Below are 21,570 nucleotides of genomic sequence, written 5' to 3'. Positions count from 1 at the left end.
GGCGAGGGAACCTCGCGACATCTCCGCAAGATTGCTCTCGCCGCTATAGCGGCTCCTACAAGGCGCGATGTCATGCGACGGAACGCAGGCCGAAGAACAGTTCGGCCGTGCGTGTCGTCGTCTCGGTCAGTTCCTCGGGGGTTTCGCCGCGATCGCGTGCCACCTCGTCGCGGATGTGGGCGAGGTACATCGGCTCGTTGCGCCGGTGCTTCGGCATCGGGTGGACAGTGCGCGGGAGCAGGTAGGGCGCATCGGTCTCCAGCATCAGGCGGTTCGCCGGGATCGTCCGGACCAGTTCGCGAAGGTGCGCGCCACGGCGTTCGTCGCAGATCCAGCCGGTGATGCCGATGTGGCAGTCCAGGTCCAGGTAGTCGCGTAGCGCCTCGGCGGTATCGGTGAAGCAGTGCACCACCGCCGCCGGCACGCGATCGCGGTAGCGCTTCAGGATGGCGAGGAAGTCGTGGTGGGCGTCGCGCTGATGGAGGAACAGGGGCTTTCCCACTTCCACGGCGATGTCCAGCTGCCGTTCGAACACGTCGCGCTGGATGTCCCGCGGCGAGTAGTTCCGGTTGTAGTCGAGTCCGGTTTCGCCGATGGCGCGGACCTCCGGCTCGCGGGCCAGCTCACGCAGTTGCGCGTCGGTCCGGTCGTCGTAATCGACGGCATGGTGCGGATGCACGCCCGCGGTCGCGAACAGCCGGCCCGCGCTGGCGCGGGCGAGCTCCAGCGCGTGAAGGCTGCCTTCGCGCGAGGCGCCGGTGACCACCATCCGCCCGACGCCGTGAGCGGTCGCTCTTCCTAGGACTTCGTCAAAATCCTGACGAAAGGATTCGTGAGTGAGGTTCGCACCGATATCGATCAAGTCCATGTTTTCTTTCGTGTTGGGGCAATGGGCAAGGAGGTGTCGTTACGCGTTATTGGCGTGCAAGGTCATGAATCGAAACGCATATGGACGTCCGAACGAACTTTCACCGGGGTTTCAGCATAGGCCATTCGGACGATCAGGAAATGTGCGTCAAAACATTGACGCTCGCTTTTTCTTGCTGCTACGGTCCATGGACAGTCGTCAAGAAGATGACGCTGGGGACCACGGTCAGAAGGATCGCAGGATCCACTCTTTTTTCGGCAGGGGATGTTCGCGAGGACATCAAAAGGGAAGACGGCGCAGACGGCCGTCTACGGCAATACCACGTGGCTAGGGGTAGTGCAGATGGTAAACCGTTCCGCCGCGGAGCCGGCCAAGGCTTCGTTCGCCAGGGGCACCGCTCCCTGTGTCGTCACCGGTCCGATGGACCTCTTCACGTCATGAATCGTCGCCGTCGCGCCCTGCGCGGCGGGGGACAGGATTTGGGTTGGCGTTGAGGGGAACGTCGAATCCTCGGGTGTTTACGCCGGCGAGGGGGTCTTCGCCGGTGGGCGTGCAGGGAGGGGTCCCGGCGCCGCACTAGGGAGGTACTGGTAATGACTTCACGAACACTGGCACAGGCCTTGGGTCTCGTGCTGACGGGCATGTTCACCGTGGCGGGAGCGGCCTACGCCGCCGACACCCCCGCCGCCCAAGCCAAACCACAGGCCGCATCCGGTCAGGCCATGCAGGTCGTCGCCGTCGACCCGTCGACCGGGCAGTTGCGGGCGCCGACCGCTGCCGAGCGTGCGGCGTTCTCCAAGGCGGCGCAGACGCGGCAGGCGAGGGTCTCCGCGCTCACCGGCCAACCGCGCACCAATGCCGATGCGGCGAAGACCGCCCGCAAGATCACCTTGCGCAACGGAGCCAAAGTCACGGGCATGCGCGTGCCGCTTGAACGCATGAGCAGCGTCGTCGCCACGCGCGCGCCGGACGGCAGCCTCAGCATCCATCACGACGACCACGGCGTGCAGGCCGCGCCCAAGGCACCGGAGGCAACCCGATGATCCGCCGCGGCCTCCTCTACTCAGCCCTTCTCGCAGCCGGACTGTGTGGCGCCATGAGCGCCGGCGCCGCCGAGATCAAGATCGTCAACCAGGACGTCGGCACCGGTCAGGGCCTCGACGACCACACCCCCGCCACGCCTGTCGGTGGCAACCCGGGCACGACCTTCGGCCAGCAGGCGCTCAACGTCTTCCAGTTCGCAGCCGACATCCACGGCGCTTACCTGAAAAGCGACGTGACCATCGTCAACAACGCGACGTTCGAACCGCTGGAGTGCGACGCCACCGGTGGCGTGCTCGGTTCGTCCGGCCCCTTGTCCGTCTTCACGTTCGATGCCGGCGCGAGCCTGCCGGCCGGTGCCATTGCCAACACCTGGTATGCCGGTCCGGAAGCCGACGCGCTTGCCGGCGAAGACCTCGATCCGGGCAATGCCGACATCCAGAGCCAGTTCAACGGCGCACTGGGTTCGCCGGGATGCATCGAAGGTTCGAAGTGGTACATGGGTCTCGACCACCAGGTTCCCGCCGGCCAGATCGACTTCCTCAACGTCGTGCTGCATGAGATGTCGCACGGTCTCGGTTTCCTGGGCCTCACGGACCTGCAGACCGGCGAGGATTTCCCGGGCGGCGCGGATTCGCATCCGGACATTTACGGCACCTTCGTCAAGCATAACGGTACGTTCTGGGACGATCTGACGCCGGCACAGCGCGTCTCGGCGGCGCTGGACGACGGTCACCTCGCGTTCTCCGGTCCGACGGTGATCGCCGAGGCACCGCTCGCCCTGAGCCAGCCCAACGTCTACCGCGTGTCCGCCCCGGCGGCAGCCGCCGGCGATTACGAGTACGCCCAGGCCGCCTTCGGTCCGGTCGCCACCTCGGCGAACTTCGCCGGCAGCGTGGCGCGCGGCGTGCCGAACGACGGTTGCGCGGCCCTCACCAACGCCGCGGAGGTGGCGGGCAAGGTCGCGCTCATCGACCGTGGCACCTGCGACTTCACGGTGAAGGCGCTCAACGCCCAGGCCGCCGGCGCCAGCGCCGTGCTGCTTGCCAACAATCAGCCCGCGGCGGTGACGCCGGGCGGCACGCCGGCGTCACCGGTGAATATCCCGGTGATCCTGGTGAGCCAGGCGGACGGCAACACCCTGAAGGCCAATCTCTCCGGCCTCACCGGCGCAGTGGCCCAGGGCACGGGCCTTTCCGGTACCAACGCGGACGGCGTCCTGATCTATGCGCCGGCGCAACTCTCGCCGGGTTCCTCGTTCTCGCACTACGACACGCGCCTGACGCCGAACGCGATCATGGAGTACGCGATCAACCAGGACCTCCGTGGCGAGATCGACCTCGACCTCGGCCCCGCACTGTTCCAGGACATCGGCTGGGGCATCGACCGTAGCAACCAGTTCCTGCTGACCTGCGATACGGGCATTCCGAAGCTCGTGCCGGGCGGCATGATCGTCGGTGCCAACGTCATCGCCAACGCGAAGATCCTCGCCGGCAACGCTGCCGACGTGGGTGCCTATCGCGCGGCCGTCACGGCGTACGCCGCGCAGCTCGCGACCGACGGCTTGATCAATGCCGACCAGGCAAGCAGCCTCAATGCCTGCCTCGCCGACGATCAGACCCAGGCGCAGTACGACGAATGGGGTCCGCCGCCGGCGCCTCCGGGCATCGTGCTCAGCAACAACCAGGCGCTTTCCGGCCAGCAGGGCGCCGCGGGTGCGACGACGGTCTACCTGCTCGACGTGCCGGCCGGCGCGAAGGTCCTGTCGTTGCGCACGTTCGGCGGTTCGGGCGACGTCTCGATCTCGGTGACCAGTCCCGGCGGCACGGTGAAGAACCAGCCGAACCGTCCGGGCAACAGCGAAATGTTCACCGCCGGTAAACCGGCGGCCGGAACCTGGACGCTGACGGTCAAGGGCGAGAAGGCGTACTCCGGCGTCTCCGTCCTGGGTACTTACACGCAGTGACGGACAGGGGCCCCGGTTCTCCGGGGCCCCTGCTTTCGCGGGGAAGACACCCCGGATCGAAGAATGCCTCGATGCATTCGCCGATCCGGAACCAGGGGTACCAGTCACAGGACACATCGTCCGCCGCGGTCGCGACGGACTGGCGAGGGGCAGCGCGCCGCGCGCCCGCGCATCGATCGCTTACATGCGGACATCTTGGGAGGAAGGTTGACGTGAATACCATTTACAGCAAGGTCTGGAACACATCGCTAGGCATTCTGGTCGTCGCTTCGGAACTCGCACGGGCCAAGGGCAAGGGCGGTACCTCCCGCCGCCTGCGCGCCGCGATGGCCGCGCTGCCACTGGCCGCCGGCGCGATGCTGGCGCTGGCTAGTTCGCCGGCGCAGGCGGGCAACGTATGCGGAGGCTATCTGCTCGGCCTGCAGGGCAAGGCCCCGGTGGCGAAGGGCGACGACGCTTTCGCCTGCGGTACCTCGGCCAAGGCCGAGGGCGATTACAGCACGGCGGTCGGCACGAAGGCGCGTAGCGACGGCCTCTCCGGCTCGGCGTTCGGCAACGATGCGCAGGCGCTCGGCGCCTGGTCCACCGCGATCGGCCAGGCTTCGCGTGCCACCGGCACGGACAGCGTGGCGATCGGCGAATCCTCGCGGGCCAGCGGCTCCGCCAGCTCGGCGTTCGGTACCGATGCGCAGGCCACCGCGAAGAATTCGGTCGCACTCGGCGAAAGCTCCATCGCCAATCGCGCCAACTCGGTGTCGATCGGCTCGGTGAATGCGGAGCGCCAGTTGACCAACCTCGCCGACGGCACCCAGGCGACCGATGCCGTGAACAAGCGGCAGCTCGACAAGGTGTCCTCGTCGGTGACGGGCGTATCCCATCGCGTCGACGCGCTGTCGCAGACGGTCGACGGCGTGTCGGACAGCGTCGACCAGTTGGCCGACAGCGTGAGCGACGCCGCGCATTACTTCAAGGCGAACGGCCTGGGCGACGGCAGCGACGATGCGCTGGCGACGGGCCAGTACGCCACGGCGTCGGGTTCGGGGGCGTTCGCGGGTGCGGACGGCGCGACGGCGAACGGCAGCGGTGCGGTCGCCACGGGCGTTCAGTCGACCGCCGTGGGTTACGGCACGGTCGCGACGGGCCAGAACGCGGCCGCATTCGGCGCCGGTGCGCAGGCCGACGGTCCGGGAAGCGTCGCGGTGGGCGGTAACGCGGTGGACGAGGACGGCAACCCGCTGATCACCAACCAGGGGGTGCCGGTGGACACCGGCGCGACGAGCGCGGGCGTGGGCGGCACGGCGGTGGGTGCGAGCGCGAACGCGAGCGGCTTCGCCTCGACGGCGAACGGCGTGGGTGCCTACGCATCCGGCGCGCAATCGGCGGCGTTCGGCGCGGTGGCGAATGCGATCGGCGATTACTCGACCGCCGTCGGCACGCAGAGCGCGGCTACTGGCGTGAGCAGCACGGCGGTAGGCGAAAGCGCGCAGGCCACCGGCGAGGAAAGCGTCGCCGTCGGCGGTACGGCGTACGGCGGTTTCGTGCCGACGCTCGCGAGCGGTGTGGGTTCGTCGGCCTTCGGCAACGGAGCCTGGGGCTCGGCGGATTACACGACCTCGCTAGGCTGGTCGAGCACGGCGGATCATCTGTACGCCACGGCGGTCGGCGCGGTGGCGGGCGCCCTCGACGTCGGCGCGGTGGCCGTGGGCTATCGCAGCGCCGCCATCGGCACGCAGACGACCACCGTCGGCACGAATTCCTTCGTCTGGGGCGAGAGCGCCTCGGCCTATGGTTCGAACACCTTCGTCTGGGGCGACAACGCGACCGGTCTCGGCAGCGCTTCCAACATCGATGGCGACAACAGCACCGCGGTCGGCGCGAATACGACGATCGAGGGCAGCGGCTCGACCGCCACGGGCGAAAGCAGCACGGTCATCGGCGACGAGTCGACGGCGAACGGTCATGGCGCGATCGCCAGCGGCAACAGCGCATCGTCCTTCGGTGCCGGCAGCCTCGCGAACGGCGACTACACGACGGCGGCCGGACAGGGTTCCTACGCGGGTGCGCAGGGGGCGAGCGCCTTTGGCAGCGGCGCCGTGGCGACAGGACAGCAGTCGATCGCGTCGGGCTACGGCGCGGTGGCGACGGGCCAGAACAGCGCGGCTTATGGTTCGGGCGCGCAGGCCGACGGTCCGGGAAGCGTGGCGGTGGGCGGCAATGCCGTGGACGAAGACGGCAATCCGCTGATCACCAACGGCGGCGTGCCGGTGGATACCGGCGCGACCAGCGCGGGGGTGGGTGGCACGGCGGTGGGTGCGAGCGCGAACGCAAGCGGCTTCGCCTCGACGGCGAACGGCGTGGGTGCCTACGCATCCGGCGCGCAGTCGGCGGCGTTCGGCGCGGTGGCGAATGCGATCGGCGATTACTCGACCTCGGTCGGTACGTTGAGCGCGGCCACCGGCGTGAGCAGCACGGCGGTGGGCGAGAGTGCGCAGGCGCTCGGCGACGAGAGCGTCGCCGTCGGCGGCACGACGTTCTTCGGGCTCATTCCGGCGCAGGCGACGGGGGTGGGCGCGGCGGCGTTCGGTGCCGGCGCGTGGGCGACGAACGACTATGCGACGGCGCTGGGCTGGAACAGCTGGGCCGATGGCGCGAGCAGCACGGCGATCGGCGAATCGTCCTACGCCTCGGCGGACAACTCGGTGGCCCTTGGCGCGGGTTCGTACAACGACCGCGCGAACACGGTCTCGGTGGGCGACGCCGGCGCGGAGCGCCAGATCACGAATGTCGCGACCGGGACGGAAGCTACCGACGCGGTGAACAAGGGCCAGCTCGATGCGTCGGTGAACGACGCGACGCGTTACTTCAAGGCCACAGGCAACGGCGACGGCAGCGACGATGTGCTGGCGACGGGCCAGTACGCCACGGCGTCGGGTTCGGGGGCGTTCGCGGGTGCGGACGGCGCGACGGCGAACGGCAGCGGTGCGGTCGCCACGGGAAGTTTCGCCACGGCGAGCGGTTACGGCAGTGTCGCCACCGGTGCAGGCAGTTCCGCGCACGGCGCGAACGCACAGGCGACGGGCGAGCAGAGCACGGCGCATGGCGCGGATTCGCTGGCTTCCGGCGCGCAGGCGTCCGCGTTCGGCAATGCGGCGACGGCCAGCGGTCTGCAGACCGTCGCAGTCGGCGGCGCAGCACAGGGGCTTGGCGACTACGCCGCGTCGATCGGCTACAAGAGCCAGGCAAACGGCGAGTCCAGCGTGGCCATCGGTGGCCCGGCCAACGTGCTCTACGGCACCGGTTACACCTTTCTTTTCGACACGCAAGCGGCGGGCTATGGCTCGACCGCTATCGGTGCTGGCGCGCTGGCCCGCGATTACGGCACGGCCGTCGGCCTCCTGGCCGTGGCGGGTGCGGCGAACACGACGGCCGTCGGTTGGAGCGCGCTGACCTACCAGGAGAACGCGACGGCGCTCGGCGAGTTCGCCATCGCCTACGGTGTCAATTCCACGGGCATAGGCGGCGAATCTTCCGCGTACGGCAACAATTCCATCGCGCTGGGTTACAAGGCCGGCACGGCGGACCCCGACACCATCGCCATCGGCTCGCACAGCATCGGTGTGTTCGATGGCGCGGTGGCTCTCGGTACGAACGCGTATGCGAACAACACGAATTCGGTCGCGCTCGGCACCAACTCCATGACCGTGCGCGACAACACCGTATCGGTGGGTGCGTCGCAGGCGTGGACCGATACGAATGGCGTGGTGCACGAGGCGTTCGATCGTCAAATCACGAACGTGGCCGCCGGCACGGAAGATACGGATGCGGTGAACAAGAGCCAGCTTGACGCGGTGGCCGGCGGAGTGAGCGACGCCAGCCATTACTTCAAAGCGAATGGCCTGAACGACGGCAGCGATGACGCCGTGGCGGCCGGCGACTACGCCACGGCAGCTGGCTCGGGTGCCTTCGCCGGAGCATCGGGCGCCAGTGCCTTCGGTAGCGGAGCGGTAGCGACAGGACAGCAATCCATCGCGGCAGGTTACGGCGCGGTGGCGACGGGCCAGAACAGCGCGGCTTATGGTTCGGGCGCGCAGGCCGACGGTCCGGGAAGCGTGGCGGTGGGCGGCAACGCGGTGGACGAGGACGGCAATCCGCTGATCACCAACGGCGGCGTGCCGGTGGATACCGGCGCGACCAGCGCGGGGGTGGGTGGCACGGCGGTGGGTGCGAGCGCGAACGCGAGCGGCTTCGCCTCGACGGCGAACGGCGTGGGCGCGTTTGCGAGCGGCGCGCAGTCGGCCGCGTTCGGCGCGGTGGCGAATGCGATCGGCGATCTGTCGACGGCGGTGGGTACACAAAGCGCGGCCGTTGGCGCGAGCAGCGTCGCGGTAGGCGAGAGTGCGCAGGCGCTTGGCGACGAGAGCGTCGCCGTCGGTGGCGCGACGTTCTTCGGCCTCATTCCGACGCAAGCGACAGGTATCGGTGCGGCGGCCTTCGGCACGGGTGCCTGGGCGACGGCCGACTATGCCATGGCACTGGGTTGGAACAGCTGGGCGGATGGCACGAGTGCCACGGCGATCGGCGATTCCTCGCATGCCTCGGGAGTGAACTCGGTTGCGCTCGGCGCCGGCTCGGTGTCCACGCGCGACAACACGGTCTCGGTGGGCGACGTGGGTGCGGAACGCCAGATCACGAATGTCGCCGCCGGCACGGAAGCTACCGACGCGGTGAACAAGAGCCAGCTTGACGCGGTGGCCGGCGGCGTGACCGACGCCAGCCATTACTTCAAGGCAAACGGCCTTGGCGATGGCAGCGACGATGCACTGGCGGTCGGCGATCAAGCCACGGCGGCCGGTTCCGGGGCCTTTGCCGGCAACCAGGGCGCGAGCGCCCTGGGGAGTGGCGCCGTGGCGACGGGGCAGCAGTCGACCGCCGTTGGCTACGGCGCGGTGGCGACGGGCCAGAACAGCGCGGCTTATGGTTCGGGCGCGCAGGCCGACGGTCCGGGAAGCGTGGCGGTGGGCGGCAATGCCGTGGACGAAGACGGCAATCCGCTGATCACCAACGGCGGCGTGCCGGTGGATACCGGCGCGACCAGCGCGGGGGTGGGTGGCACGGCGGTGGGTGCGAGCGCGAACGCAAGCGGCTTCGCCTCGACGGCGAACGGCGTGGGTGCCTACGCATCCGGCGCGCAGTCGGCGGCGTTCGGCGCGGTGGCGAATGCGATCGGCGATTACTCGACCTCGGTCGGTACGTTGAGCGCGGCCACCGGCGTGAGCAGCACGGCGGTGGGCGAGAGTGCGCAGGCGCTCGGCGACGAGAGCGTCGCCGTCGGCGGCACGACGTTCTTCGGGCTCATTCCGGCGCAGGCGACGGGGGTGGGCGCGGCGGCGTTCGGTGCCGGCGCGTGGGCGACGAACGACTATGCGACGGCGCTGGGCTGGAACAGCTGGGCCGATGGCGCGAGCAGCACGGCGATCGGCGAATCGTCCTACGCCTCGGCGGACAACTCGGTGGCCCTTGGCGCGGGTTCGTACAACGACCGCGCGAACACGGTCTCGGTGGGCGACGCCGGCGCGGAGCGCCAGATCACGAATGTCGCCGCCGGCACGGAAGCCACCGACGCGGTGAACAAGGGCCAGCTCGATACGCTGGCCGACAGCGTCGCCCCGGCGGCCCATTACGTGAAAGCCACCGGCGCGATGGATGGCTCGGACGACGCGTCGGCCACCGGCCAACTGGCCACGGCTACGGGGGCCGGCAGCAGCGCTACGGGCGACCTCTCGACGGCCTCGGGCGCCTTCGCCACGGCGAGCAACGAATCGACCACGGCGGTGGGGACGTTCTCGACCGCCAGCGGTGCCGCATCCACCGCGATCGGCGACAGCGCGCGGGCGCTGGCCGCAAACTCGGTGGCCCTCGGTGCCGGATCGCTGGCGACGCGGGCGAACACGGTGTCGGTGGGCAGTGCCGGCAACAACCGTCAGATCACCAACGTGGCGGCCGGTACGCAGAACACCGATGCGGTGAACCTCGGTCAGCTGAACAGTGCCCTCTCCGGCGCCTTCTCCGGGTCGTCCAGCACGGCGGGTAACGCCGTGGCCATGGCCCTGGGCGGCGGCGCGACGATGGGTGTGAACGGCCTCGTCGGCCCGGTGTACCGGGTGCAGGGCGCTTCCTACGGTTCGGTGGGCGACGCGGTGGGTGCGCTGGATGGCGCCATCTCGTCCCTCGACAGCCGCGTGGGCGCGCTCGAGACGCCACCGGACGGCGGCCTGAAGCCGGGCCCGGCGTCCCAGCGGACGGCGGCGCCGTCGGTCGCGGCCCGCTCCGTGGCAACACCCGCGGCGACGGTCCCCGAGGTCACGGCGGCGGTGACATCCGCCGCGGCGGCACCGGCGGCCGCACCGGCACCCGCGGCGGCCGCCTTGCCGGTCACCCCGACGGCCATCGACGGCGGCGGCGCGCCGATCACCAATGTCGCCGCGGGTACCGCGCCGACGGACGCGGCGAACGTCAGCCAGGTCGACCAGGCGGTGGCCACCGCCAAGTCCTATGCCGACCAGGGCGATGCCACCACGTTGCAGGCCGCAAAGACCTATACGGACCAGAAGTTCGGCGATGTGGTCAGCGGCGGCGCCTTCGACGAGTACAAGCGAACGGTGGACCGCCGCTTCACCAACCTCAACGACCGGCTGGACAAGGTCGGCGCCATGGGGGCAGCGATGTCGCAGATGGCCTTCAGCACCCAGGGCGTAAATGGCGAAAACCGGCTCGGCGTGGGCGTCGGCGGCTACAAGGGTCAGGGCGCCCTGTCGGTGGGCTACTCGCGCAGCATCACGCCGAATGCCACGGTCACCTTCGGCGCCGCGATCAGCGGCGGCGAAAGCTCGGGCGGCGTCGGTGTAGGCGTAGGCTGGTAATAAGCCCGGCGGCGCCCTACAGGGCGCCGCCAAGTCCTTGAAAGCCGGCGGCAACGCCGGCTTTTTCTTTTTGCGCCGTGTCTCGGATCACTCGATTTGCGGTCGCCGCCGACGCACGGTATGTGCTACCAATAGCGGCCCGTCCTGGCAGGAACAACCGGGACGGACAATGCATTCAACGGAACGTGTGGAGATGGCATGTCTGCGATGACCGAGCACAGGGACATGCTCACCGGGGAGCCCGGCGAGGCGCAGGTGTGCGCGCACCTCGTCGCGCATGGCCGCCTGAAGGACACCGACCTCGCGCGGGCGCGGCGCCTGCACGACGAAACGCCGGAGGGCACCCTCACGGCGCTGATGGCCCGTCTGGGCCTGGTATCGGAACGCGACCTCGCGGATGCCTGGGCCGACCTCCTCGGGCTGCCCCTCCTGGCCGCCAAGGATGCGCCGGAGCTGCCGCCGGCGGACACCGACCTGTCGCTCCGCTTCCTCAAGCAGTACCACGTGGTGCCGGTCCGCGAGGGGGACGACGGCCTGGCCCTGCTCGTGGCCGATCCCGCCGATCCGTACCCGTTGCAGGCGGTGCGCCTCGCGACAGGCCGCGAGGTGCAGCTGCGCGTGGGCCTGCGTTCCGAGATCGACGACCTGATCGAAAGGTATTACGGCCAGGGCCGCTCGGCGATGGGCAGCATCGTGGAAAGCCTCGACGGCAACGCCGCGGTGGAGGACGACGTCGAGCACCTGCGCGACCTCGCTTCCGAAGCGCCGGTGATCCGCCTGGTCAACCTGATCCTCCAGCGCGCGGTGGAGCAGCGCGCATCGGACGTGCACATCGAGCCGTTCGAGAACCGGCTCAAGGTGCGTTATCGCATCGACGGGGTGCTGCACGAAGTGGAAGCGCCGCCTTCCAGTTCCACCGCCGCGGTGATCTCGCGCGTGAAGATCATGGCGCGGCTGAACATCGCCGAGCGCCGCCTGCCGCAGGACGGCCGCATCCAGCTGCGCGTGCAAGGCAAGGAACTGGACCTTCGCGTTTCCACGGTGCCGACCAGCTTCGGCGAGTCGGTGGTGATGCGAATCCTCGATCGCGAATCGGTCGTGTTCGATTTCGCGTCGCTGGGCTTCACCGACAACTTCCGCGGGCGCTTCGTCGAAGTGCTCGACCGCCCGCATGGCATCCTGCTGGTCACCGGACCCACCGGCTCGGGCAAGACCACCACGCTGTATACGGCGCTCTCCCAGATCAACACGCCCGACGTGAAGATCATCACTGTCGAGGACCCGGTCGAATACCAGATCGAAGGCATCAACCAGATCCAGGTGAAGCCGCAGATCGGCCTCGACTTCGCCGGCGCCCTGCGCTCCATCGTCCGCCAGGATCCGGACGTGATCATGATCGGCGAAATGCGCGACCTGGAAACCTGCCGCATCGCCATCCAGTCCGCGCTCACCGGCCACCTGGTGCTGTCCACGCTGCATACCAACAGCGCGTCCGGCGGCATCACCCGCCTGCTCGACATGGGCGTGGAGGACTACCTGCTCGGTTCCACGGTGAACGGCATCCTGGCCCAGCGCCTCGTCCGCCGCCTGGATCCGGAAACGGCCATTCCTTATGAAGCGTTGCCCGAGGTGATCGAGCAGTTCGAACTGCACAAGTACACCGACGAGCGGCCCATCCGCCTGTGGAAGCCGGGCTCCAGCGCGGCGAACCCCACCGGCTATCGCGGCCGCCGCGCCATCATGGAATTCCTGGTGATGAGCGATCCCCTGCGCCGGCTGGTGATGCAGCGCGCGGACGCCGGCGAGATCGAACGCCAGGCGCGCGCCGAGGGCATGCGCACGATGTACGAGGACGGTCTCGCGAAGGCCGTGGCCGGCATCACTACCATCGAGGAAGTCCTGCGCGTCACGCAGGAATCCTAGGCCCGCGCGCATGAGCCAATTCCGCTACCGAGCCATCAGCGCCGCCGGCGAGGTCCTTTCGGGCCGGATGGAGGCCTTGTCCGTGGAGGACGTGGTCGCCCGTCTGCAGGACCAGGGGCATACGCCGCTCGAGGCCGCGCCCGCGGATGGCGAATCGTCGGGCGGCGGCATCGCGGCCATGTTCCGCAAAGGCCCCTTCACCGGCGACCAGCTCGCCCAGTTCACCCATCAGCTCGCGACCCTGCTGGGCGCGGGCCAGCCGCTCGATCGCGCGCTGGGCATCCTGCTCGACCTGCCCGAAGGCGAGCGCGCGAAGAACATGGTGGAACGCATCCGCGACCGCGTGCGCGGCGGCACCACCCTGTCCACGGCGCTGGACGAGGAAAACGGCGTCTTTCCGCGCCTGTACGTGAGCCTCGTGCGCGCGGGCGAAGCCGGCGGTTCGCTGGACGAGACGCTGCGCCGGCTCGCCGATTACCTGGAACGCGCGCAGGCCTTGCGTGGCAGCATCGTCAACGCGCTGATCTATCCGGCCTTCCTCATGGTCGGCGTGCTCGGTTCGCTGGTGCTGCTGCTGGCTTACGTGGTGCCGCAGTTCGTACCGATCTTCGCCGACATGCAGGTGCCGATCCCGCTCATCACCCAGGTGGTGCTGGCGCTCGGCACGGCGATAGGCGACTGGTGGTGGGCGTTCCTCGTACTGCTCGTGCTGGTGGTCGCGGTGCTGCGCATGCGCCTGCGCGATCCGGACACGAAGCTCGCCTTCCACGGCTATCTGCTGACGATGCGCGTGGCCGGCCCGCTCCTGCTGAAAGTGGAAACGGCGCGCATCGCGCGCACCCTGGGCACGCTGCTGAAGAACGGCGTGCCGTTGCTGTCCTCGCTCGCCATCGCTCGCCAGGTCACCGGCAACCGCGCGCTCGACCTCGCGCTCGAGCAGGCCGCCGACCGGGTGAAGGGCGGCGCGGGCCTGGGCACGGCGCTGGCCCAGACGGAGCGTTTCCCGCGGCTCGCCCTGCAGATGATCCAGGTGGGCGAGGAAGCCGGCGCGCTGGATGCCATGCTGCTCAAGGTGGCTGACACCTTCGACGTGGAAGCCAGGCGCGCCATCGATCGCCTGCTGGCCGCGCTGGTGCCCACCCTCACCATCGTCATGACCGTGCTCGTCGCTTTCATCATGGCGGCGATCCTGCTGCCGCTGCTCAGCCTTACCAGCAACATCAACTGATCGAACCGTTCCAAGGAGCTTTCCCATGCGTGCGAACCGTACCCTCCGCCACAGCCATGCCCGCGGCTTCACCCTGCTGGAAATGCTCGCGGTGATCGTGCTGATCGGCATCATCGGTGCCATCGTGGTCACCCAGGTCGGCAAGAACGTCGACAAGGGCAAGTACGGCGCGGGCAAGGCGCAGCTCACCACGCTGAGCCAGAAGATCGAAAACTACGCGCTGGACAACGGCACCCCGCCGCATGCGCTGGAAGACCTCACGAAGAAGCCGGCCGACGCCAGCAACTGGCAGGGTCCCTACGCGAAGGAATCGGACCTCAAGGATCCGTGGGGCCACGCGTTCGGTTACCGCTACCCGGGCGAGCATGGCAGCTTCGACCTCGTGTTCTACGGCCAGGACGGACAGGCCGGCGGCGACGGCTATTCGGCCGACGCGGGCAACTGGCAGTAAAAGGACACCCGGGGTTCACGGCCATGCGCGCGCGCGGATTCACGCTGTTCGAGATGCTGGCCGTGATCCTGCTGATCGGGATCGCCGCCGCGGCCGTCTCGATACCGGTCACGCAGGGGCTCGCCAGCGCGCGCGTCAACGCGGCCAGTGGCGAACTCGCGGCGGCGCTGCGCTGGACACGCGCGCAGTCGATCGTGCGCGGGAAGAGCCTCGCGCTGGAAGTGGACACCGCGGCGTCGACCTATAAGGTGCCGGGCAAGGCGGACGTCCGCCTGCCCAAGGACATGCGCGTGTCGATCACCAGCGCGCGCGAGGATCAGGCCAGCGCGACCGCCGGACGCATCCGCTTCTTTCCCGACGGCAGTTCCACCGGGGGCCGCATCACGCTCAAGCGCGGCCAGCGCGAGTGGCACGTCAACGTCGCCTGGCTTACCGGTGCGGTGAGCGTGGTGGACACGAAATGAAGCGGCGCTTCCACCAGGGCGGCTTCAGCCTGCTCGAAGTGATCGCCGCCATCGCGATACTCGCGATCGCGTTCGCGGCGCTCATGCAGGTCGCGGGCAGTTCGCTCAGCCTCACCGCACGGGCGAACGAGCGCACCCAGGCGGCGCTGCGCGCGCGGACCCTGCTCGACGGCGCCTTCGTCATGGAACCGGTACGCGAAGGCGTAAGCGACGGACGCTTCGACGACACCTATCGCTGGCGGATGAACGTCACCCGCTACCAGCCACCCGGCGACGTGCCGCCCGGCGATGCGCAGCCTGGCCTCGATGGCGGCGCGGGCGGGATGTATCGCCTGGACCTCGACGTGATCTGGGGACAGGGCGGCGGCGAGCGGCATGCGCGTTTCTCCACGCTGCGCTTGGCCGGTTCCGCCGGGGGTAACGCGCCATGAGGCGCGCGGGCGGTTTCAGTCTCATGGAAGTGCTCGCGGCGCTCGCGCTGCTGACGATCGTGCTGCTCGGCGTCTACTCGGGCATCAGCACGGCGACGCGCATCGTGCGCAGCGGCGATGCCGCCATCGAACGGATGGACGAAATACGTTCCGCGCAGAATTTCCTGCGCGGCGAACTGGCGCAGGCGCTGGTCGTGCCGTTCGACCAGACCGACGAGGGCGACCCCATCGTGTTCGGTGGCGACGACCACACGTTGCGTTTCGTCGCGCCGTTGCCGGGCTACCTTTCGAGGCTCGGTCCCCAGTTGCAGACGGTCTCGCTGGTCGAGGACGGCCACTCGGGTTATCGCCTGGAAGTACGCCTGGCGCTGCTGCCGCCCGACGGCAGCGACCCGCAGCCGCTCGGCGAACCGGAAGTCCTCCTTCGCGGCATCCGCAAGGGCGCGTTCGCCTACCGTGGCATGGACGAACAGAACCGTCCGGGCGACTGGACCGAAGCCTGGTCCGACGGGCGGCGCACGCCGTCGCTGGTGCGGATCGAACTCGAAGTGCAGGGGAACGTCGCGTTCCCGGCGATGGTCGCGCCCGTGCGGATCGATCCGTCCGCGTCGCGGAACGGCCTCAGCGCCGGCCGGCTGCCGGGCGGGCGGGGGAACCGATGACGATCCGACGCGACCGAGGCGTGGCGCTGCTCATCGTCCTGTGGGGATGCACCCTGCTGGCGATCATGCTCGGCGGGTTCGCCGCGCTGGCTCGCACCGAGGGCTTGCAGGCCCGTTACCAGTACGCGCAGACGCGTGCGCACTACGCGGCCGAGGCCGGCATCATGCGTGCGATCGAAGGTCTGCAGAGCCGCGACTTCGCGTCGCGCTGGGTCGCCGATGGCCGCGTCTATCCCTTCGAGTTCGACGGTGCGAAGGTAGCCATCACCATCGTCGACGAGGACGGCAAGGTGGACCTGAACGCCGCATCCGGCGACGTGCTCACCGGACTGTTCAAGGCGGCGGGCGTGGCGGACGACAAGGCCCACCGTCTTTCCGCCGCCGTCCAGGACTGGCGGCGTCCCGGCGACGCGGCTTCGCCCAACGGCGCGAAGAAACCGCAATACGAGGCGGCGGGGCTGGCTTACGGTCCGCGCAACGGCCCCTTCGCCTCGGTGGAGGAAGCGCGCATGGTGCTGGGCATGGACGCGAAGACCTGGACGGCCGTCGCTCCCGCGCTGACCATCTGGTCCGGTCGCGAGCGGCCCAACAGCGAACACGCGCAGCCACTGGCGCTGGCGGCGATTCCCGGCCTGGGCCAGGCGGGCGTGGCCGCGATCCTGGCGAAGCGCGGCCAGGTCGACGCTTCCACCGTCGCGGGCGGTAACGGTGTCACGCACACGATACGTGCGGAAGCGATCCTTGACGACGGAACCAGGAGTTCCCTTACATCGACGATCCGACTGCGTGGGATAAGATCGGGAAACCAGCCCTACGCCGTGTTGCGTTGGCGCGAAGGAGACGCTGAATGACGACATTGCAGGACGCCTCCCAGCTACAGCTCGATCGCATGCGCCGCGCCTGGCGAGGCAGCGCGCTGCCGGGCTTCCTGCGCTGGTGGGGTGGCGAACTGTCCCCCCTCGTTCCGGCCCGCTGGCGCGCGGCGTTTGCGGGAGGGCAGCGCTGGTACGCCATCGAACGAGGCGAGGACGGCTGGCGGCTGCGCCGCGCCGGCGAGGCGGCCAGCCTCGCGGAAATCGCCGATATCGATGGCGCGGAACACCGCGCCGGTGTGCTGGCCCATGCCCTGCGCGAAGCCGATCCGACCGACCGCCGGGTGGCGCTCGTGCTCCCGTCCGCGCAGGTACTGCGCCGCCGTCTCGTCCTGCCGGTCGCGGCCCGCGACAACCTGCGCCAGGTGGTCGGCTTCGACCTCGACAGGCAAACCCCGTTCCGTGCGGAGGACATCCACTACGGCGTGCGCGAACTCGAGGAGACCGCCAGCGAAGGCCGCTTCGTCGCGGAGCTCGCCGCCACCCCGCGGTCCACGCTCGATCCCCTGCTCGACGAGCTCGCCGTGCTGGGCATCCACCCGGATCGCGTCGACGTGGCCCAGGGCAGCGCCCTGGCCGGCGTCGACCTGCTCCCTCCGGCGCGCGCGCCGCGGCGCGTCGACCGGCGCCGGCGCCTCAATGCCGCGCTCGTCGCCGCGATCGTGCTGCTCGTGTTCGCGGGCATGCTCACCTGGTTGCACAACCGGAACGCCGCGCTCGCCACGATGAGCGCCACCGTCGAATCGATGCGCGCCGACGCGCAGAAGGTCTCGGCATTGCGCCAGCGGCTGACCGACAGCGCCGGCGCGTCGGGATTCCTGGCGCGCAAGAAAACCGAAAGTCCTTCCATCATGCCCGTGCTGGAGGAACTGACCCATCGCCTGCCCGACGACACCTGGCTCGAGCGGTTCACGCTCAACGGTACGGGCCAGCTCGGCTTCCAGGGCCAGAGCCCGCAGGCGGCGCGGCTCATCGATGCGCTCAAGGGCGCGCGCACCCTCGGCGAACCGAGCTTCCAGGGCACCATCCAGTCCGATCCCACCTCCGGCAAGGAGCGCTTCTACATGCAGGCGAAGGCACTGATGCCGAAGCCGGAGACCGCGAATGCGCCTGAAGCCCGCTGAATCCCGCGCCGCTGCGATCCTGCTGCTGGTGGCCGTGCTGGTGGCCGGCTATTTCGTCCTCATCCACTGGTGGTTCGTGGCGCCGCAGCTGGCGATCGCGAGCCAGATGAGCGACCTCCGCGACACGGAGCGCCGTTATGCCGCGGCCATCGCGGAGCGTCCGCAGCTGCTGAAACGCCTCGCCGCGCTCGAGCAGGGGCAGACGCGCAGCGATGCGTTCCTGCCCGGCGACGACGCGAACGCGGCGGCCGCCGGCCTCATGCAGCGCATCGTGGACGTCGCCGCCGCGCATCGCGAGGATGGCGCCTGCGACGTCGTCCAGAAGATGCCCGTGCCCAGCCAGGAGAAAGGCGGCGATCCCTACCGGAAAGTCACCGTCAACATCAGCCTGCGGTGCCAGATGCAACCGATGGCCGCGGTGCTGCACGACATCGAGGAAGAAACCCCTTATCTCTTCATCGAAGACTTCAGCATCTATCGCAATCCCGTCGCCGCACGCAACGGCGCGGCGGCACCGATGGAAGTCCAGTTCACCGTCTCGGGTTACATCCACGCGGTGCGCGTGGCGAAGGTGTCCTCGTGAACGCGGCCGGTCAGCGACGCCTTACGCCGGTCCTCGCCATCGTGGCCATCGTGCTGGCGCTGTTCGTCGTGTCGCTGGTCCTGGGCTTGGGGCGCGGCGTACGCTGGGACCCTCCGGGCGAACCCCAGCCCTTGCCGGCCGTGCGGCCGGTGGCCATGCCGCCGCCCACCTTGCTGGCGCGATTCGCCGAGGTCTGGCAGCGCCCGCTCTTCATGCCGGATCGCAAACCGGCCGCCGTGGCCGAAACGGGCGAAGACACCGGAAACATCGGCGACCTCGAACTCACCGGCATCATCGTGACCCCCGGCCTGCGCATGGCGCTGCTGCGCGACCGCACCAAGGACAGTACCGTGCGGGTGAAGGAGGGCAGCGCGCTCGCCGACGGCCATTGGACGCTGGCATCCCTGTCGCCACGCAGCGCGGTGTTCGAAAGCGGCGGCGAGCGGCGCGAACTTACCTTGAAGGTGGCCGCTCCCGACGCACCCGCGAAAGGCCCGCAACGTCCCGGGATGCCGCCGATACCCGGTCAGCCGCCCGTGCCGTCGCGTCCGCAACCCGCCACCGGCAACGGCGTGCACATCGAGCGGCAGGCGTCGTCCGGCATGACCGGCCCGGCGCTCCCGCGACCGGCCGCCGCCGGCACGGCGCGCGCACCGCAGCCCAGGCAGGATGACGACGCGCTCCAGCGCGCCCGCATCGAGGCCCTGAAACAGGCGGTCCAGAGGCGCCGCATGGAACAGCAGCAACGACAGCAGCAGGCCACGGATTCGAGATAGCGGGCGTCTTGCCCCCACGGAAGGAGGAATCACATCATGAAACGCGGAATGCTCGGCACGGCCGTCCTTGCGGCCTTGCTGACGGTGGCTTGCACCTCGAAGAACGTGAAATCGGATGGCGTCCTCGAGCGCGAAGCCCTGGCCGGTGTCGACGACCCGGTACCGGCGGCGCTTCCGCTTGGCGGAGAGGACGCGCCGGAGGCGTCGGACACGCCGGCCGGGCGCCGCATCGGCGACATCAGCCGCGGCAATGGACACTTCATCCGTCCGCACGGGGTCGCCACGCCGAAGCCGGAAGCGAAGGGCGAGGGCGCGGTCACGCTCAACTTCGAGAACCAGCCGATCGAAGCCGTGGTCAAGGCCATCCTCGGCGATCTCCTCGATGCCAATTATTCGATCGCGCCCGGCGTGGAAGGCGCCATTTCCTTTTCCACCGCCAAGCCGGTGAAGCAGGAAGAAGCCTTGCCGATCCTCGAAACCCTGCTTTCCTGGACGGGCAATGCGCTCGTGCGCGAGCACGGCCGCTACAGCATCCTGCCGGCCAGCCGTGCCGTGGCAGGGCGTATCGCGCCCAGCCTGAAGGCGGCCAAGCCCGCCGCGGGAACGAACGCGAGACTGTTCCCGCTGCGCCACGTGGCGGCGCCGGCGATGGCCAAGCTGCTCGAGCCCTTTGCCTTGCCCGGCGCGATCCTCCTCGCCGATCCCGCGCGTAATGTCCTCGTCGTGGCCGGCACGCGCGACGAACTGGCCAATTACCAGGAAACCATCGAGACCTTCGACGTCGACTGGGTGGCCGGCATGTCGGTCGGCGTCTTCAGTCTCGAGAACGCCTACGTCGGCGAGTTGCTGCCGGCGTTGGAATCGGTGTTCGGCGAGAAGAGCAATACGCCCATCGCGGGCCTGTTCCGTTTCATTCCCATCGAGCGGACCAACGCGCTGGTCGTCATCGCCACGCGCGCCGAGCATGTCGACCAGGTGGGCGACTGGATCGCGCGCATCGACCGCGGTGGCGGCAACGAACCGCGCCTGTTCGTCTACGAGGTACGCAATCTCCTGGCCTCGGATGTCGCGAAATACGTCGGCAACGTCTTCGGCGGTGCGGTGGCTGGCGACTCGCCGCCCAGCATCGCGCCCGGTCTTTCGGCGACCTCGCTGTTCGGCGGCCTGGGAATCGACGCGAAGAGCGACGACCCGGCCTCGCTTACCGGCGACAACCCGGCGGACGAAGCGTCGGCGTTCTTCAGTCCGCCGAAACCCGCGGCCTCGTCCGGCCACCCGGGCGACGCGAAGTCCGGGATACGGATCACCGCCGTCGATGCGAACAACCAGTTGATGATCCGCGCGCGGCCTTCGCAATGGGCGGAGATCCGTCAGGCGATCGAGCGGCTCGACGCCACGCCGCTGCAGGTGCAGATCGAAACGCGCATCCTGGAGGTCAATCTGGTCGACGCATTCCGTTTCGGCGTCCAGTGGTACCTGGAAGGCCTCGCCGGTGGCGACGGCGAGGTGACCCAGCCCGGCAACAAGCAGCGCTGGAAGCTGGGCAACGCACCGGCGAAGTCCGAGGATACCTTCTACTACTCGTTCGCGAACAGGAATGTATCGGTGGCGATCCGCGCGATGGAACAGAGCGGGAACACCAGGACGCTTTCGGCGCCCTCCCTCGTCGTCGTCAACAACCGGAAAGCGCGCATTCAGGTGGGCGACCAGATTCCGGTCACGCAGACGTTCGTGAACCCTGGCTTCGGCAGTGGAAATCCGGTGGGACAGGTCGAGTACAAGGACACCGGCGTCATCCTCGACGTGCGGCCGCGGGTGAATCCCGGTGGCCTGGTCTACCTCGACGTCACCCAGGAAGTGAGCCGGCCCGACGAGACAAGGAAAACCGAGGGCAATCTTGCGATTTCCAAGCGCAAGCTCACCACCCAGGTGGCGGTGCAGAGCGGTCAGACCGTCTTGCTGGGTGGGCTTATCCAGGACAGCGCCCACACGAAGCAAGACGGCGTTCCCGGACTGTCGCGCATCCCGCTGCTCGGCGCCCTGTTCCGCGATCGTTCGAGCGGCAGCGGACGCACCGAACTGATCGTGCTCATCACGCCCAAGGTCATCGCGAACGGCGAGGACGCCAAGCGTGTCTCCGACGACTACAGGCTCAAGTTCCGCTCGTTGCAGCCCTTCGAGGCGGCGGCCCGCGAGGCGTCCCGTCCGGCGGTGCAGGAAAACGCCGAGGGCTGAGACGGTGCGGTGCGGGGTTGCGTAAC

15 protein-coding genes are annotated in these 21,570 nt (G+C 69.0%); 14 read left to right on the top strand and 1 reads right to left on the bottom strand.

Annotation, left to right across the window (positions count from 1 at the left end; translation table 11 throughout):
• Positions 1-70 precede the first annotated feature (70 nt).
• Entirely contained in the window at positions 71-868 is a 798-nt protein-coding gene (locus HBF32_RS11935; protein WP_166699834.1) for a TatD family hydrolase, read from the bottom strand.
• Between the two features lie 593 nt (positions 869-1,461).
• On the opposite strand from HBF32_RS11935, the gene HBF32_RS11930 reads away from it, so the two are divergent.
• From HBF32_RS11930 to gspD, 14 genes are all read left to right on the top strand, one after another.
• Positions 1,462-1,911, top strand: a complete 450-nt coding sequence (locus HBF32_RS11930) for a post-PEP-CTERM-1 domain-containing protein (RefSeq protein WP_166699833.1) — start codon at positions 1,462-1,464, stop codon at positions 1,909-1,911.
• A gap of 53 nt (positions 1,912-1,964) precedes the next feature.
• Complete coding sequence (locus tag HBF32_RS11925) at positions 1,965-3,875, top strand: PA domain-containing protein (RefSeq protein WP_166699832.1); 1,911 nt, start codon at positions 1,965-1,967, stop codon at positions 3,873-3,875.
• 212 nt (positions 3,876-4,087) lie between these two features.
• Complete coding sequence (locus HBF32_RS11920) at positions 4,088-10,795, top strand: ESPR-type extended signal peptide-containing protein (protein ID WP_166699831.1); 6,708 nt, start codon at positions 4,088-4,090, stop codon at positions 10,793-10,795.
• Positions 10,796-11,002: 207 nt separating this feature from the next.
• Positions 11,003-12,718, top strand: a complete 1,716-nt coding sequence (gene gspE / locus HBF32_RS11915; RefSeq protein WP_240147965.1) for a type II secretion system ATPase GspE — start codon at positions 11,003-11,005, stop codon at positions 12,716-12,718.
• A 10-nt stretch (positions 12,719-12,728) separates the two neighbouring features.
• A complete protein-coding gene (gene gspF, locus HBF32_RS11910) occupies positions 12,729-13,946 on the top strand; it encodes a type II secretion system inner membrane protein GspF (protein WP_166699829.1) in 1,218 nt (405 codons plus the stop codon).
• A gap of 25 nt (positions 13,947-13,971) precedes the next feature.
• Positions 13,972-14,397 carry a type II secretion system major pseudopilin GspG gene (gene gspG / locus HBF32_RS11905; protein WP_166699828.1) on the top strand — a complete coding sequence of 142 codons (426 nt, stop codon included), beginning with the start codon at positions 13,972-13,974 and terminating at the stop codon, positions 14,395-14,397.
• 23 nt (positions 14,398-14,420) lie between these two features.
• Positions 14,421-14,861: a GspH/FimT family pseudopilin gene (locus HBF32_RS11900; RefSeq protein WP_166699827.1), complete on the top strand. Its 441-nt coding sequence runs from the start codon at positions 14,421-14,423 to the stop codon at positions 14,859-14,861.
• Positions 14,858-15,292: a prepilin-type N-terminal cleavage/methylation domain-containing protein gene (locus HBF32_RS11895; protein ID WP_166699826.1), complete on the top strand. Its 435-nt coding sequence runs from the start codon at positions 14,858-14,860 to the stop codon at positions 15,290-15,292. The genes HBF32_RS11900 and HBF32_RS11895 overlap by 4 nt, the downstream gene beginning before the upstream one ends.
• Positions 15,289-15,954: a prepilin-type N-terminal cleavage/methylation domain-containing protein gene (locus tag HBF32_RS11890; RefSeq protein ID WP_166699825.1), complete on the top strand. Its 666-nt coding sequence runs from the start codon at positions 15,289-15,291 to the stop codon at positions 15,952-15,954. Before HBF32_RS11895 ends, HBF32_RS11890 begins: the two co-directional genes overlap by 4 nt.
• Complete coding sequence (locus HBF32_RS11885) at positions 15,951-16,805, top strand: type II secretion system minor pseudopilin (RefSeq protein WP_166699824.1); 855 nt, start codon at positions 15,951-15,953, stop codon at positions 16,803-16,805. Before HBF32_RS11890 ends, HBF32_RS11885 begins: the two co-directional genes overlap by 4 nt.
• Positions 16,802-17,950: a PilN domain-containing protein gene (locus HBF32_RS11880; protein WP_166699823.1), complete on the top strand. Its 1,149-nt coding sequence runs from the start codon at positions 16,802-16,804 to the stop codon at positions 17,948-17,950. Before HBF32_RS11885 ends, HBF32_RS11880 begins: the two co-directional genes overlap by 4 nt.
• Positions 17,931-18,533, top strand: a complete 603-nt coding sequence (gspM, locus tag HBF32_RS11875) for a type II secretion system protein GspM (protein ID WP_166699822.1) — start codon at positions 17,931-17,933, stop codon at positions 18,531-18,533. Before HBF32_RS11880 ends, gspM begins: the two co-directional genes overlap by 20 nt.
• The gene (locus HBF32_RS11870) at positions 18,530-19,309 is read left to right on the top strand and encodes a general secretion pathway protein GspN (protein WP_166699821.1); all 780 of its coding nucleotides are present in this window, start codon (positions 18,530-18,532) and stop codon (positions 19,307-19,309) included. The genes gspM and HBF32_RS11870 overlap by 4 nt, the downstream gene beginning before the upstream one ends.
• A 36-nt stretch (positions 19,310-19,345) precedes the next feature.
• Complete coding sequence (gene gspD / locus HBF32_RS11865; RefSeq protein ID WP_193570355.1) at positions 19,346-21,544, top strand: type II secretion system secretin GspD; 2,199 nt, start codon at positions 19,346-19,348, stop codon at positions 21,542-21,544.
• The last annotated feature ends 26 nt before the right edge of the window (positions 21,545-21,570 follow it).

The sequence above is a fragment of the Luteibacter yeojuensis genome (assembly GCF_011742875.1).
Classification (GTDB): Bacteria; Pseudomonadota; Gammaproteobacteria; order Xanthomonadales; family Rhodanobacteraceae; genus Luteibacter; species Luteibacter yeojuensis.
This window is presented reverse-complemented; position numbering and strand designations above follow the sequence as displayed.

Coding starts and splice junctions, on each gene's coding strand:
- HBF32_RS11935 (WP_166699834.1), bottom strand. CDS start 868: ATGGACTTGATCGATATCGGTGCGAACCTCACTCACGAATCCTTTCGT.
- HBF32_RS11930 (WP_166699833.1), top strand. CDS start 1,462: ATGACTTCACGAACACTGGCACAGGCCTTGGGTCTCGTGCTGACGGGC.
- HBF32_RS11925 (WP_166699832.1), top strand. CDS start 1,965: ATGAGCGCCGGCGCCGCCGAGATCAAGATCGTCAACCAGGACGTCGGC.
- gspE (WP_240147965.1), top strand. CDS start 11,003: ATGACCGAGCACAGGGACATGCTCACCGGGGAGCCCGGCGAGGCGCAG.
- gspF (WP_166699829.1), top strand. CDS start 12,729: ATGAGCCAATTCCGCTACCGAGCCATCAGCGCCGCCGGCGAGGTCCTT.
- gspG (WP_166699828.1), top strand. CDS start 13,972: ATGCGTGCGAACCGTACCCTCCGCCACAGCCATGCCCGCGGCTTCACC.
- HBF32_RS11900 (WP_166699827.1), top strand. CDS start 14,421: ATGCGCGCGCGCGGATTCACGCTGTTCGAGATGCTGGCCGTGATCCTG.
- HBF32_RS11895 (WP_166699826.1), top strand. CDS start 14,858: ATGAAGCGGCGCTTCCACCAGGGCGGCTTCAGCCTGCTCGAAGTGATC.
- HBF32_RS11890 (WP_166699825.1), top strand. CDS start 15,289: ATGAGGCGCGCGGGCGGTTTCAGTCTCATGGAAGTGCTCGCGGCGCTC.
- HBF32_RS11885 (WP_166699824.1), top strand. CDS start 15,951: ATGACGATCCGACGCGACCGAGGCGTGGCGCTGCTCATCGTCCTGTGG.
- HBF32_RS11880 (WP_166699823.1), top strand. CDS start 16,802: ATGACGACATTGCAGGACGCCTCCCAGCTACAGCTCGATCGCATGCGC.
- gspM (WP_166699822.1), top strand. CDS start 17,931: ATGCGCCTGAAGCCCGCTGAATCCCGCGCCGCTGCGATCCTGCTGCTG.
- gspD (WP_193570355.1), top strand. CDS start 19,346: ATGAAACGCGGAATGCTCGGCACGGCCGTCCTTGCGGCCTTGCTGACG.